General features: G+C 41.5%; 11 protein-coding genes. 3 read left to right on the top strand and 8 right to left on the bottom strand.

Going from position 1 to position 14298, the window contains the following annotated elements:
• Nucleotides 1-74 precede the first annotated feature (74 nt).
• On the bottom strand, nucleotides 75-1226 hold the full coding sequence (locus DP73_RS09620; RefSeq protein WP_034599128.1) for a glycosyltransferase: 1152 nt from the start codon (nucleotides 1224-1226) through the stop codon (nucleotides 75-77).
• Between the two features lie 63 nt (nucleotides 1227-1289).
• Nucleotides 1290-2018: a zinc dependent phospholipase C family protein gene (locus tag DP73_RS09615; RefSeq protein ID WP_034599127.1), complete on the bottom strand. Its 729-nt coding sequence runs from the start codon at nucleotides 2016-2018 to the stop codon at nucleotides 1290-1292.
• Between the two features lie 378 nt (nucleotides 2019-2396).
• Here DP73_RS09615 and DP73_RS09610 point away from each other — a divergent pair, with 378 nt between their 5' ends.
• The 3 genes from DP73_RS09610 (at nucleotide 2397) to DP73_RS09600 (ending at nucleotide 7133) form a co-directional block, all read left to right on the top strand.
• A complete protein-coding gene (locus tag DP73_RS09610; protein ID WP_034599126.1) occupies nucleotides 2397-4550 on the top strand; it encodes an EAL domain-containing protein in 2154 nt (717 codons plus the stop codon).
• 14 nt (nucleotides 4551-4564) lie between these two features.
• On the top strand, nucleotides 4565-6403 hold the full coding sequence (locus DP73_RS09605; protein ID WP_034599125.1) for a methyl-accepting chemotaxis protein: 1839 nt from the start codon (nucleotides 4565-4567) through the stop codon (nucleotides 6401-6403).
• A 214-nt stretch (nucleotides 6404-6617) separates the two neighbouring features.
• Entirely contained in the window at nucleotides 6618-7133 is a 516-nt protein-coding gene (locus DP73_RS09600) for a CarD family transcriptional regulator (RefSeq protein WP_034599124.1), read from the top strand.
• Between the two features lie 102 nt (nucleotides 7134-7235).
• Here DP73_RS09600 and pepV read toward each other — a convergent pair whose 3' ends face one another.
• From pepV to larE, 6 genes are all read right to left on the bottom strand, one after another.
• On the bottom strand, nucleotides 7236-8633 hold the full coding sequence (pepV, locus tag DP73_RS09595) for a dipeptidase PepV (protein ID WP_034599123.1): 1398 nt from the start codon (nucleotides 8631-8633) through the stop codon (nucleotides 7236-7238).
• A gap of 75 nt (nucleotides 8634-8708) precedes the next feature.
• On the bottom strand, nucleotides 8709-10721 hold the full coding sequence (locus DP73_RS09590) for a penicillin-binding transpeptidase domain-containing protein (protein ID WP_034599122.1): 2013 nt from the start codon (nucleotides 10719-10721) through the stop codon (nucleotides 8709-8711).
• 181 nt (nucleotides 10722-10902) lie between these two features.
• Nucleotides 10903-11847, bottom strand: coding sequence for a rhomboid family intramembrane serine protease (locus DP73_RS09585; protein WP_081963001.1), 945 nt, complete (start codon nucleotides 11845-11847; stop codon nucleotides 10903-10905).
• 14 nt (nucleotides 11848-11861) lie between these two features.
• Nucleotides 11862-12605 (bottom strand): LarC family nickel insertion protein, encoded by a 744-nt coding sequence (locus tag DP73_RS09580; protein ID WP_034599120.1) that lies wholly within the window; start codon nucleotides 12603-12605, stop codon nucleotides 11862-11864.
• The gene (larB, locus tag DP73_RS09575) at nucleotides 12602-13381 is read right to left on the bottom strand and encodes a nickel pincer cofactor biosynthesis protein LarB (protein WP_034599119.1); all 780 of its coding nucleotides are present in this window, start codon (nucleotides 13379-13381) and stop codon (nucleotides 12602-12604) included. The genes DP73_RS09580 and larB overlap by 4 nt, the downstream gene beginning before the upstream one ends.
• A gap of 14 nt (nucleotides 13382-13395) precedes the next feature.
• A complete protein-coding gene (gene larE, locus DP73_RS09570) occupies nucleotides 13396-14202 on the bottom strand; it encodes an ATP-dependent sacrificial sulfur transferase LarE (RefSeq protein WP_034599118.1) in 807 nt (268 codons plus the stop codon).
• Nucleotides 14203-14298: the final 96 nt, after the last annotated feature.

Below are 14298 nucleotides of genomic sequence, written 5' to 3'. Positions count from 1 at the left end.
AAATGTAAAGTCTTAATGAACTGAAAGTAAAGTTCCCGTTAAATATTCTCCTCTTTTGGTAAACAGTTGACTTTTTAAGAAATCATCCTCTTCTTGCGGGTACTTCGGATTAATTTAAACATAGCATTAACAGTCCCTTCCGTAGATCGGCCTGTTAATGCTATTGCTGCCTTTTCTCGCATCTTATTAACTTCCTTAGGATTTTTTAAGTAGTACTCGATGAGCTGATGCAGATCTTTTTCACTATTAGCTACATTTCCAGCTCCTAGACGCTGAACAAAATCGGCATTTGCTTCCTCCTGACCCGGTAGTGCTCTGTAAATTAAGAGTGGCAAGTTTTTGCTAAGGGCCTCGGTAACTGTCAGTCCTCCAGCTTTCGTAATGATTAAGGATGCAATTGACATTAGATCTTCCACATTATGAACGTAGGCCATCCTAAGAATAGGATTACGAGAGTGTTCAACCAACTCTTCTAAGGCATGAAAGAGTTGCTTATTTTTGCCGCATACAATAATGGTCTGAACAGAAACATGAGAATTTGCCAGATTTTCGCAAATCCTCTTTATTCCTTTGGCCTCTTCATAGGCTCCTCCCATTAGTAAAAATATGGGCAACTTCGGATTCAGACCAAGTTTTTTAATAATGGTGTCCTTATCTTTATCTAAATTAAACTTTGGACTAATCGGAATCCCAGTTGTAAAAATTTTCTCCGGTTTTATTCCCCAAGCTATCAGATTCTCCTTAACTTCATCACAAGCTGCCACATACCCATCCACACCCAGGTGTACCCAGTGACTGTGCACTGTATAATCCGTAATGATTGTGATCAATGGTATATTCAGAATTTGTTCGATTCTGAGTTGAGCTAATATCGAAGAAACCGTCGGATATGTGCAAACAATCAGATCCGGAGCAAATGACTGAATATATCTAAGAAATTCTTTTCGTCCTAACTGGTTTAAGAACCGTTGAGCTAGCGAATCAGGCTTAAATTGAGAAGTTTTGTAATAGAACTTTCCCCAGAGTTTTGGGGTGTGTTTAATCATCTCCATATAAAGGTTTTTGGCCATGCTATTAAACCGTTTACTAAGAAAATCTCCAAAATCCAGATGGTTAATGATGGCTTCAGGTTCCTTAATAAGTATCTCTTCAATGACTGCTTCTGCAGCTCGGTAATGACCATTGCCAAATCCAGCAGAAAATATCAGGATTCTCGACTGCTTCACAATTTATCCCACCTTCAATAATTACTCTTGCTTTCTTATAATAAAAACCGGTTAATTCTGATCTCAACAATGATCTCGATCATCATTTCGTAATCGTCTGTCATCGAATAACTTGACAGCAAACTCTAAAAATCCCGCAGTGGTGGAAATTGTCAAAGGGATTAGCACTTTAGCAGCTTTCTCGTAGCTTTCTTCTGAACACCATTCCTTTTGGGAAACCAAACTGAACAAGGGGCGTGATTGTTGAGCGTTGTAGTCAATCCATTGCGCGGGGTGAGAAAAGGGCCGATACATGCCACACTCGGCAGGAAACCTGCTCCAGTTTTCAGAGGCCCATGTTTCAAATTCTTTATGTCCGTCAAAAAGTATCCCAAGCGAATGATGAGGAACGCACATGTCCTGCACTAGGTGTAGGGCTGCGCCAAAAAAGAACATTCCCTTGGCAATGTCTCTAGGCAAAAAGCTAATGGCTTTATTGAAATAGTATTGGCACTCCGCAGTCGCATCAGGCCAACCAGAGATTCCTTGCTTGTTTGGATGACTGTAAAAATGATTAATATTTTTCCACCCGCGATCCGCCCAATACAACCCCCCGGTAAGCTCAGTGTGATAGAGTTCAAATAAACTTGCCGTCAATTCTTTACCATCAGACTTCAATACACTGTAGGCTGCTTCCAAACAATGTACATGGGTTACACCAGGGGAGTCCAGAAAATATTGCAAGGGAATTGTTGGAGCAAGTAGTATTTTAGTCATTTTGCTAAGTGTTTGACCAATAATCCGTTCATACATATCAAATGACCTCTCCTTCTTGTTCATAGTAGAAATGCAGATTAAAGAAGCAATTATTCATTTTCTAACCTGAGATCAATTTTACGTCATGAGTGTAAAGAATATATTATTCCTTGGTTAAAATTCCATAGGATTTGTTAAATTTGAGTTATTTCCTCAAGATACTACTGAGGATCTTGCCAGAATAAGATAAAAACCAGAAATAGTTACTCTTGAACTAATCATAAACTAGATAAGAATGCATATAGAGGATATATTTAACACTAAATTAATATTCAGTTCATCAAACCTTTACAATAAGACCTTATTATTTAGTAAGGATATTTACAAATCATGCTCATATAAAGCAATAGTGTTTGAATAAAAAGGAGTTTTCTAATGTTTAAGTCGGTAGATATGAGCCAACGAAAACTATGCCGTCTTTTAAGAGAAGACAAAACGATCTGGGTCTTATACCTGGATATTGTTAAATTTCAGGAGGTGGAATTTCGCTACGGCTATAAAATCTGCAGACAAATCCTCGACGAAATTGAGCGTGAAATTAATAAAACGATTAAACAGCAACGTAACCTTTACCTGTTTTCTCATTTTGAATCTCGTGGTGGGGATGATTTTGTCGTTTATTTCGTACCTGGCAAGAACATTACCTGGAATATTACAGAGGTTATAGAAAAATGGATAACTCCGCTGGAAGCAAGGTTCAACCATCGAATTCGGAAATTAGTTAATGAAAAAATTAGTCTTCGTTCCGGACTCGCTCAGTGCAGCAACGAACCTACTCGTAGTCCCGATTATTTACTTTATGCTGCCGTCAAAGAAGCTTTTTTGCTTAATAAATCAGAGCCTGATCCAAATTTTTTTGCCCGTCGTCAAGAAATTGCCTATTTAATTGAAGATCCGGGCAAACACTTGAAGGCAGCATTTCAACCTATCATTGATGCACGAAGTGGAGAAGTCTTTGGATTTGAAGCTCTAGCCCGTATTCCCAACTCTACTTGCTTCAACAATATTGCCGACCTCTTCCCTTTTGCAGAAAAGATCGGTCTCCTCTATCCCATCGAAACACTTTGCCGCCGCCAAGCCATTTCATCCTTCCCCCAGGTTTCTCAGAATAAAGAACGTCTCTTTCTCAACATCAACCCTCTCGTACTAATTGATCCGGAATTCGGCTCGGGAAACACAAGAAAGTTACTGAATGAAAAGGGTTTGACTCCTTCGAACGTTGTTTTGGAAATTACCGAGAGAAGTTCCATCGATGACTATTCTACCTTTCGGGATGCCTTAGACCATTATAGAAATCAAGGATATTTAATTGCTCTCGATGATGTGGGTGCAGGCTACTCTTCATTGCAATCTGTCGCAGAACTTCACCCTGATTATCTTAAAATTGACCGCTCTTTGATCAAAGGTGTAAATGCCGATCCGATTAAATGGGCCTTATTGGAGACATTTGTAACTTTTTCCAAGCGTATTGGATGCCGCATCATCGCCGAAGGCGTAGAAACTGAAGAAGAAATGCGTACGGTTGTTCAATTAGGGGTGGATTACATACAAGGATTCTACATAGCAAAGCCTAGCTTTGAACGACCTATCCTCAATCCTCTTAAAGAAATATTAAGTCCCACACTTCGTCATAAATCTATCGAACAAAGCTCAATCCTTTCCATGGTCGAACCCTTACCTCTCTTCACTGTCCATACCCTGGTCAAGGAAGTTGAAGCCTATTTTCGTGAACATCCTCATCTCTGGTTAGTAGGAATTATTGAAGACTCTCGTTTAGTTGGCGTCATGCAGCGGGATAGGCTATTTGCTGCTTTGGGTACTCGTTACGGTGTTACACTTTATTTAGAACGAACTGTAACAATTCTGATGGATACCAATCCTTTAATTGTAGAAGACACCACTCCCTTAGAAGTGGTGTCTAGTCTAGCTATGCAACGTTCAGGTTCACAGCTATATGACGGGATCATTGTTGCTAATCAACGTAAGCCAGTAGGTATGGTCTCAGTAGCCAATTTAATTAAAACAATGGCCGAGCGACAAATTCAAATTGCCAAAGGAGCTAACCCTTTAACCGGATTACCCGGTAATCTTCTTATCGATCAGGAAATTAGGCAACACTTAGATCGCAAGTCGACTTTTGGCTTAATTTATGTAGATCTTAATAAATTTAAATATTACAACGATAAGTATGGCTTTCAGCAAGGTGATGTAGCTATCAAAGTATTAAGTGAGGTTTTGGTTAATGCATCTCAAAATCTTGCCGAGGATTCCTTTATCGGTCATATCGGCGGCGATGACTTTATTGTTATCTCTTCACCTTCAGGTCTGGAACAGTTAGCAAAAGAAATCCTCCATCAATTTGAACAATCTTGCCTGCTGATGACTGGATCAGAATATTTAAGTGTTGCGTTAGCTGGTCTCATCATAAATCCAGACCATAGCTGGACACCCTTACTCGTTTCTGAAAGGGCCGCTCAGATCAAGAAAGAAGTAAAGGCAATAGGAGGAAACTCTTATATATTGCGCTAGGGGGAACAGTATCAATGAAGAAGTTTAATCTAAGCAAGTATAAATTCAGTTTCAATAACTATAGTCTCAAAAGCTTTGGACGGCCAAAATTTAAATTCCCTCATTTAAAATTGATAAGAACCATAAGACCGAAATTTACTTGGTTTAAGAATTGGAATACATTTTTTAAAATCAATGCTTTAGTTGGGGTCATGATACTCTTTATGCTGGGCTTAAGTTATATGGGTTATTATTATTATCGGCAAGCTAAGGTAGCCATGAATGAAATTTATTCAAATTCTCTAATCTCTGTAAAACTAATCAATGAGGCACATGCCAATGTGCGAATGATTCGTAGTGTTAATACTGAGCTGCTCTTAGCCCCAGTTGATCCTTCTCAAAAACAAAACCTTCTCATTCAGACCACGGTTTTACTTAGCTTAATTAATGAGTCACTGGATAACTATACCCCTCTGGCTCAGGAGTCCTTGGAAACTGTTAAATTAGCTAAGGTAAGAGAAAATCTTTTAAAATTCAGCGACCAATGGCTGCAGGTTGTCCTGCTGATCGATAGTAATGAAAAACAGGGCGCATATTCCTACTATGTGAATAACCTGACACCAATTTTAGAAGAGATTGACACCCTCCTTCCTGAGATAGTTGAATTTAGTGCTCAGAAAGCAAAGAGTACCATTGTGCGTGAAAATCTAAATTTTCTTCATGCTGAGAAAGTATTATTCGGTTTCCCCCTTGTGGCCGCCTTGTTGGCTGTTGCCATTGGAGCTCTTGTAGCAAGAGCAATCTCCAAACCTCTGCAAATAATGCTTACCAATGCCCAAGAACTGGCTGCCGGAAATCTGAGGGTAAACAAAATCAGCTCTGAATCTAAAGACGAAGCAGGACAATTAGCCCAGGCCTTTAATCAGATGACATCAAGTCTAGCGACATTAGTTCGAAGAGTCTCTGACTCCTCCGACGATGTTGCCTTATCTGCCACTCGGCTCTTAAAGATTACTGAGCAAGGCTCAATGGCCTCCGGGCAAATCGCTGTGGCCGTTACAGAAGTTGCCTGTGGTACAGAAAAACAAGCTGCTGCAGTCAGCGAGACTGTAGCAGCCATTGAACAAATAAACGCCAATATTCAAGCCGTAGCTGAGGCAGGTCAGCATGTTACTAACCTAGCTTCCCAAACGGCTATTACTACGGAAAATGGGCAAAGAGCTCTCACTCAGGCCATAGAACAAATGGGAAACATCAGTAAGAGTACTTCACTTGTCAAAGATGCTATAAATCAACTGACTGATAGCTCAGAAAAAATCGCCAACATTGCTCGCTTAATTACCAATATTACGGAACAAACAAATCTATTAGCCTTGAATGCCGCTATTGAAGCTGCTCGGGCCGGGGAACACGGCCGTGGTTTTTCAGTAGTAGCGAATGAAGTGCGAAAGTTAGCTGAAAAAGCCAAAGCGGCAACCGGACAAATAGCTGAATTGGTGGTTGTTAACAGGGAAAACATCTCTCAAGCAAATCTGGCAATGGTCGCTGAAGAGATTCACGTTAATGATGGAATTAAAGCAGTAAATAACGTTGGTCATGGTCTTGATGATATTCTGAAAATGGTTAATGAAGTTTCAGGACAAGTAGGCGGCATTTCCTCCTCTATCCAGCAAATGGCAGGAGGCAGCCAACAAATTGTCTCAGGTGTACAGGAAATCGGTGCGGTCAGTCAAGTCAATGCCAATCAGGCTTCCAAGGTATCAGCGGCAATTGAGGAGTTTACAGCTTCTATTGATGAGATAAGCCTTTCTTGCCAGAGTTTAACAAACTTAGCTCAAGATTTGCAAATCGGGGTTAGCAGCTTTAGACTCTAGAAAAACCTTCTAGATCCATTTAAAACAAAGAAATCTTATTAATACAAGCTCTAAAATGAGGTCAGCATTTAGCTAGGCCTCATTTTATTTGGTGTTTCTAAGTTGTTTTATTTATTCATATTGACAAAGTCTAATTTTATATGATAACATATATAATTTTGCCAATTAACCAATTCTATGTTATACTTATAAAGATCACTCAGGAGGTGGATTAATGTTTCAAATTAGCGACAAAGTTCTTTATCCAATGCTTGGTGTAGGTGTTATTGAAGCTATTGAAGAGCGAGAGGTATTGGGAAAAAACAAGCTTTTCTATAAATTGAATATGCCTCAAAACAATATGCAAATTATTATTCCGATAGAAAAGGCTTCGACTCTTGGTATCCGTCAGATAGTTGAGCCGGATATCTTAGAAAATATTCTCACAGATTTCCACATTGGAAATACAGATCCAAGTATCTATGAAGACCGACGTTATTGCAGAGATCTAAATAAAAGCAAAATAAAAACCGGCGATATTTACAAAGGAACTGAAATCATACGGGACTTAGTACGAAAAAACCATAGAAAACAGCTCGGAGCAGAAGACAAGACTATGTTAAACAGTGCCCGTCGGATGTTTATCAGCGAGGTTATGCAAGTCAAAGGAATTGCGCAGGAACAAGCCGACCTTCTGTTAGATGAAGTTCTATTAATTTTTAAGCAAGAGACAGTTTTAACACAATGTTAACTGTTCTTTTTTTGTCTAATTTCTATTACAATATTTCACCACTTTCATGCAATCACGTATAATAAAAAACCCGCAATTGCTTGCGGGAGAATAGTTTATGAATTAATTAATGTCAGCAGCCAAATTCAGAATAGCTTGAGCATAAACTTTAGTGGTTAAAAGCAGGTTTTCGATAGAAATAAATTCATCAGGACAATGAATTCCATCCGGTTCACCGGGCAGGACAGGTCCGAAGGCTACTCCTTGGGGAATGGCCTTGGCATAGGTTCCACCGCCAATTGCGAAGGCATATGGTTCCAGGCCTGTTACTTCTGCATAGGCCTTTAGTAAAGATTGAACCAAGGGGCTGTCTTTGGGAACATGATGAGCTTCTTGATGATTAATGATCTCAACGCTAAATTGCTGGTTAAGAGCAATTTTTTTAATTGGCTGAAAAACCTCATCTCGCTGATAAGTTACCGGATAACGGATATCAATCACAAAACGCGTATTAGTTGATGTCATATCTAAAATGCCAAGATTAAGTGAAAGTTTACCGGAGGGTTCATCACTTAAGGCTATCCCAAATCCTTCTCCATGAAAGCCCATTCCCGGATAGATCGAGATAAAATCAAGGGTTTCTTGCTCTTCGGCACTCAGTGGCAGTGTTCTAAGAAATCGTACAGCGTAAAGAGCAGCATTGTTACCATTTTGGGGGAGACTTCCATGGGCACTGGTTCCCTGGAAAAGAAGCTCAAGATCAGACTCGGATTTCTTGCTGATTACTGAGGCACTTACTCCTTCCGGAAAAACATAATTAGCTAATTGCTGGGCAATATCTTCATAAGAGAGCCCTTGGAGAATAACATCGCAGCGATCCGGTACAACATTTGCTCGTTCTCCACCGCGAATACTAACAATGTGGGCAAGGGCTGGTGAATGGGGCTTTGAGATTTCTAAATGAAGTATTCCTTTTTCAGCATGAATTACAGGAAACTCAGCATCGGGAGCAAATCCCATTTGCGGGGTTTCTTCTTTTTTAAAGTAATAATCCATGTCTGCCCAACCTGACTCCTCGTCGGTACCTAAAATAAGGCGAACCCTCATCTTCAGAGGGATATTGGCATCCTTAATGGCTTTCATGGCAAAAAGGGCCGCCAAAGAAGGTCCCTTATCATCTAAGGCTCCCCTGCCAAAAATCTTGCCATCTACAATCGTGGCACCATAAGGCGGCACTGACCAGCCATCCCCTTCCGGAACAACATCAAGATGCCCAAGAATACCTAACAATTCGCCAGTTCCCATCTCAATATGACCTGCGTACCCTTCGACATTTTTGACCTGGAAACCAAAGGATTTCCCCAGGTCTAAGGTCCACTCTAAAGCTTCTTTAACTCCCGGTCCAAAGGGCGCGCCCTCGGCGCTATGTTCTTCATCTTTGACACTTTTTATTTGGATACAGGCTTGTACAGCGGATACAATTTCGGCTTTCATTAAATCAATCTGTTGGTCGAGAAGCATATTTTATTCCTCCGAATTAATAATTTCCTTAAGTCATCCTAGCTTACCCTGTTTAAGAAATGATAAACTTCTTCATCATTGAGATAGGGGCGAAAACTTTACCTCAACAGGTGAACCTCTTGTTACAATCTTCCCCGGTTGAGGTGATTGCTGGATTGCTAATCCAGTCCCCGAGAAGTTAAAATGCAGTTCCGATTTAGCTAAGGTTTCCCCTACTTCCCTCATTGTCATCCCTGTAAGATCTGGAATGACAATTTCTCCTCCAAGAGGTACTCGCTCAGGAACAACCTGTTGAGGGGTTGGTCTAACTGCTGTATCACTGGGGGATATAGTAACAGTACTCTGAGTATCATTGGCCACCGGCAGACCATAGTATTGCAGGGCACCCTCAATAATTGCTTTTGCCCTAGGGCCTGCCAAGGTCCCCCCCTGATGTCCATCCTCGGTGTTTGGAGTATCAATTATCACAAGTACCGCAATCTTAGGATCTTCAGCAGGGGCATAGGCTGCAAACGAAGCAACGAAGTCTGTTTTTGAATAAGCACCGGTTGCAGGATCTACCTTTTGAGCAGTTCCGGTCTTTCCGGCTACGCGAATGCCGGGAATATAGGCTGTATGGCCTGTTCCATCGGAGACAACTTCTTCGAGAATATTAGTCATCTGAGTTGCCGTCGATTCTGATATAACTTGCCGAACAGGAGTTGGTTTTTGTTGCTGAACAGTTTGACCATCGAAGGAGGAAATCTTATCAACAATATAAGGACGGTAGAGAGTACCGCCATTGGCAACTGCTGATATTGCCGTAAGCAGTTGGATCGGAGTGACAGAGTTGGCTTGACCAAATGACATAGTGGCTACATCAATATCCCGCACCCTCTCTGCGGGCAAGAGTAATCCACTTTCTTCACCTGAGATATCGATTCCGGTTTTTTGTCCAAAACCAAAGGCCTTTAGGTAGGTATCAAACCTTTCTTTACCTAAACTCCTTCCAACTTGTGCTAAAACAACGTTAGAAGAAAGCTGCATTCCTTCTGTGAAAGTAATGAATCCATGGGGCTTTTGGTCAGAATCCCAGTTGGTTATATAGAGCGGAGGAATCCTTAAAAAGCCGGGGTCGTCAAAGGTTTCATCCGGTTGAATAAGACCTTCTTCTAAAGCCGCTGCTCCCGTAATAATCTTGAAGGTTGAGCCCGGTTCATAGGACATACTAATGGCTAAATTTCTACGAACCTCAGGGGCAACCTTTGCGTAGTCAGTCGGATCAAAGGATGGACGTGAACCCATGCCCAGTACCCGACCTGTCTTTGGATCCATTGCAAGGATTGTGACACTCTTAGCATTCGTTGCTTTTTGAGCTTCATCTAATTGCTGCTCAACGTAGTATTGAATTGTTGAATCTATGGTTAAGTTAATTGAGTTACCGGGTCTTGACGGGTCACCTTGATTAAGGGCATCCAAGATTGAGCGGGCTCTTGTGTCTTGTTCTTTGGATTGAAACCCGGGTTTGCCAAACAACTCCTTATCATAGTAGTATTCAGCACCTTCTACCCCATGACCTTCTTGATTGACAATTCCAAGAACAGAGGAGGCAAAAACACCCATGGGATAAATACGCTTCTCTTCATCGGAACAACCAACTCCGGGTATCTTCAGTGCTAATATTTCATCAGCTTTTGCTACCTCCACTTGGTGAGCCAGATTTACCCAGGCGAGATCTTTGTTCAATTTATCCAGTATTTCTTGGGGATCTATCTCTAGGATGCCGCCCAGATCTTTAGCCACTTCATCCTTACTCTTTTTAAATTGTTTCTTTTCCATCGCAATATTGAGAGTCCTTGGATCTGCATAGACTTGTTTTACCGGGATACTTTGCGCTAATACATTTCCTTGAGCATCAAAAATCACTCCTCGATCAGGCCTAAGGCTCTGATCAATTGTACGTCTCTCAATACCCTTGGCCTTTAAGTCAGATGCCTGTACAACTTGGAGAAAGACGAGCCTGCCAAACACTAATACGACTACACTCAGTAAAATCACTTGTACCCAACGATCTCGAGAAAAATATTTCACCTTTGACTTGGTTTTCACAGTGCCCCTCCTATGCCTAAAAGAACTTACGCTTTCTTAACTAACGATGACCCGTTACAAAGTCACCTTGCTAAGAAACCGCAAGCTCTTGATTCTATTTTGTCCCTTGAAAAGAGAATAATACGCACCACTATAGAGGTATTTTTTTGAAACGCTGGAACAATTAGTACGCTGCACTGAGTTAATTTACACTTAGTTTCGATAGGAGCATCGTCGTTAGAAAGCCAATAATCAGACCTCCCAGGTGGGCATAATTATCAATCCCCGGTTGAGTAAGCCCAAATCCGAAATTGATAATTATAACTATGACTAAATTCATTCCTAACCCGGATTTCCAGAGGGATGGTCTTTTTAGACTATAATACAAAAGCGCTCCTAATAACCCAAAAATTGCCCCCGAAGCTCCTGCAGATAAGGCCGTTGAAAAGAAATAGCTGGCGATGGATCCCCCCAGACCACTCATAATATAAATTACTAAAAATCGCCAATGCCCAAAATTTCTTTCACTGATGGGGCCTAAAGACCAAAGTGCATAGAGGTTAAAGAGAAGATGCAAAAAACCAATATGGATAAATACACTTGTCAGAAAACGCCATAGTTCGCCTGCCTGAATTAACGGGTTGACTTTAGCTCCGTAGGCAATCAGGACAGATTGATTTTCTGATCCCCCTGCTAAAGTCATTAGGATAAAGACAACTATGTTAATACCGAAAAGAACGTAGGTTAATAATGGTTTAAAGTCCTCAACATCAGGTTTGGCAAACCCAGATAGAGCATCCTTTCCACTGGCCACCTGTCGCAACCAGTTGGGAATCAAGGTATCATTCGTTGGTGGGAACGGAAAGAGGTTGCCTGTCTGAGTATCCCAATACCATAGCTGAAGACCCGCAAAATGATGATTTTTCAAATCAGATGAATCTATTCCCTTAGGACAAAAAACAATTACATCCCATTGTGATAAATCACTGCTTTGTAAGATCGGCTTAAAGTCTTGAGGAAGTTCACTTAGATTGCCAAAAATCAGTCCTCTATTAAGGGACTCATGAGTAGCAGATACCCAATTGCCTTCTAATGGGACGAGTTTCCAGCCTGATTGTTGAAGAGTATTAAAAATTTGAGGGAACATATCTCACCTCTGTTTCAATTTTCTCCCAAAACTGCTCTTAGCAGACTAGGTATGCCGTAATCATTTTTACCGGAACCATATCCCACATTAAGCAAAGTCATTTCCGGAAAAGTAGATTGTTTTGCTAAAGCACGGATCAGTGCTGCCCCTGTCGGAGTAATCAATTCGCCGGTAATTCCAGATGCTCGAAATTTATAACCTTTCAAAAGCATTAGGGAAGCGGGTGCGGGCAAAGGTAAGGTTCCATGAGCACATTTTACAAAACCATGTGACCAAGGCAAGGTCGATACAAGGATAGAATCTATGTTTAACTGATCCAGAGCAATACAGGTTCCTACTATATCCACCAGGGAATCAACAGCCCCAACCTCGTGGAAATGAACCTTATCAATCGTCGTTCCATGAACACAGGCTTCAGCTTCGGCCAAAGCAGTAAAGACTTTAAGGGCAGTATTTTTAGACCGTTCAGATAAATCCCCACTAAGAATCATAGTTTGAATATCCGGCAGGTGGCGGTGGGAATGACTATGATGCTCTTGATTGGGGGACTCCAGCTCATGGGGGTGAAGTACAACATTGATATCTGTTGCTTGAATGCCGTGAACTTGGCGCTCCGTTACTTCTAATACAAATTCTGTTAAGCCAATTGAATGAAGCTGCTTAACGATGCTTTCCGGATCAGCACCTAAGGCTATTAAAGACCCTAAGGCCATATCCCCACTTATGCCAGCAAAGGCATCCCAGTATAGTATTTTCAAGTTAGATCCCCTTTCTTTCCAGCTCTCATTATGCGTCGTACTATTGCAGAAGCTAGAGAGGCAGCCCCAAATCCATTGTCGATGTTAACTACGCCAACTCCTGAGGCACAACTGTTCAGCATACTGAGTAGTGGCGCAAGACCTTGAAAATGGGCACCATAGCCAACGCTGGTTGGTACTGCAATAACCGGCTGTTCGACTAGACCTCCAACAACACTGGCTAAGGCCCCTTCCATTCCGGCAACAACGATAATTACCTCTGCTCTATCCATAAGTTCTTTCTGCCCTAACAACCGATGTATGCCTGCAACTCCCACGTCAAACAAGGTGTCAACTTCATGCCCCATAAAACGAGCCGTCAGCAATGCTTCTTGAGCTACAGCTAAATCCGCAGTTCCCGCTGTCATAATGAGAATCTTACCGGGAATGGTTGGTTCTGCAAGAGGTCTGAGCAGAAGACAGCAAGCTTGTCGATCATACAAAGCATCGGGAAAGTGAGGCAAGACTATTTCGGCAGTGGGTATATCAAGTCTGGTGGCCAACACATTAAGTTCTTTGTCCCCCAGGTGTTTTAAGATTTTGATGATATGTTCGGGTTGCTTCCCCTGGCAGAAAATCACTTCTGATTGCCCCGTCCGCAGTCCTCGATGATGATCCAATCTGGCAAAGTCCAAGTTTTCATAAGGCAAATCCTTTAATTGCTGAAAGGCATTATCCGGGGAGCAAGTTCCCTGATGTACGGAGTCGAGCAGGGCTTTGAGGGTTTCTTCATTCATAAGTAGTCCTCCAGTTAAATGGGATTGAGACTTCCCGAACGTAGTCCCATTAAATCTAATGTAACAAAGCGAAAACCCAGTTCGGATAAACGGGTTGTGATTTTTGAAGCTTCCAGGATAAACCTTTCAAATTCTTGACTGGGAATTTCGATGCGAGCCAGATTGCCGTGAACCCTGACCCGACATTCCTGGTATCCATTTTGCTGCAGGATAGCTTCTGCACGGGCAATACCTTCCAGTAATTCTCTGGTAATTGGATCTCCATAAGGGACTCTGGACGCCAGACAAGCCATGGCAGGTTTATTCCAAGTAGGCAAATTTCGAAGTTCTGATAGAATTCGGATTTCAGGTTTTGTTAATCCCACTTCATAAAGCGGACTAACAATTCCTAGTTCTTGAAGAGCTAGCCTCCCTGGGCGATAATCCAGGGCATCAGAGGCATTTGTCCCTTCAATGACTACTGCATCCTTTCGGTTATTCCATTTCAGAAAACTCTCAAATAGTCTCTTTTTGCAGAAATAGCAACGATTAGGCGGGTTATCCCGAAACTCTTTAATGTTAAACACATCAAAGTCAATCACCTGTACAGGATATTTATACCTCTCCACTAAAGAAAGTGCTTCAATTTCTTCTTGGCTAGAAACCATCGCTCCTCGTGCAAGTACCCCTTGGCAGTTTTGTCCTAAGGTTTCTTGGGCAACGTCCAGAAGATAGGTTGAATCTACTCCACCGGAAAAGGCAACCAAAACAGTGTTTAAGGATTTTAATTTATTAATGAGCGCACTTTCTTTATGAAGTGCTTCTTGTAGTGTTCTATCCATTCAGGACTTATCCCTTCCTTCGTTTATATTCTACCTATTGGAGAAATGACTGTCAAAGAAACTTTGTTCATGAGAAAGAGCAAAGAAGGTTATGAG

The sequence above is a fragment of the Desulfosporosinus sp. HMP52 genome (assembly GCF_000765145.1).
Taxonomy (GTDB): Bacteria; Bacillota; Desulfitobacteriia; order Desulfitobacteriales; family Desulfitobacteriaceae; genus Desulfosporosinus.
This window is presented reverse-complemented; position numbering and strand designations above follow the sequence as displayed.

Bases quoted from the DNA above. Each gene is read 5' to 3' on its own strand.
- pepV (WP_034599123.1), bottom strand. From the start codon at position 8,633: ATGCTTCTCGACCAACAGATTGATTTAATGAAAGCCGAAATTGTATCC.
- DP73_RS09615 (WP_034599127.1), bottom strand. From the start codon at position 2,018: ATGTATGAACGGATTATTGGTCAAACACTTAGCAAAATGACTAAAATA.
- DP73_RS09600 (WP_034599124.1), top strand. From the start codon at position 6,618: ATGTTTCAAATTAGCGACAAAGTTCTTTATCCAATGCTTGGTGTAGGT.
- DP73_RS09585 (WP_081963001.1), bottom strand. From the start codon at position 11,847: ATGTTCCCTCAAATTTTTAATACTCTTCAACAATCAGGCTGGAAACTC.
- larE (WP_034599118.1), bottom strand. From the start codon at position 14,202: ATGGATAGAACACTACAAGAAGCACTTCATAAAGAAAGTGCGCTCATT.
- DP73_RS09610 (WP_034599126.1), top strand. From the start codon at position 2,397: ATGTTTAAGTCGGTAGATATGAGCCAACGAAAACTATGCCGTCTTTTA.
- larB (WP_034599119.1), bottom strand. From the start codon at position 13,381: ATGAATGAAGAAACCCTCAAAGCCCTGCTCGACTCCGTACATCAGGGA.
- DP73_RS09605 (WP_034599125.1), top strand. From the start codon at position 4,565: ATGAAGAAGTTTAATCTAAGCAAGTATAAATTCAGTTTCAATAACTAT.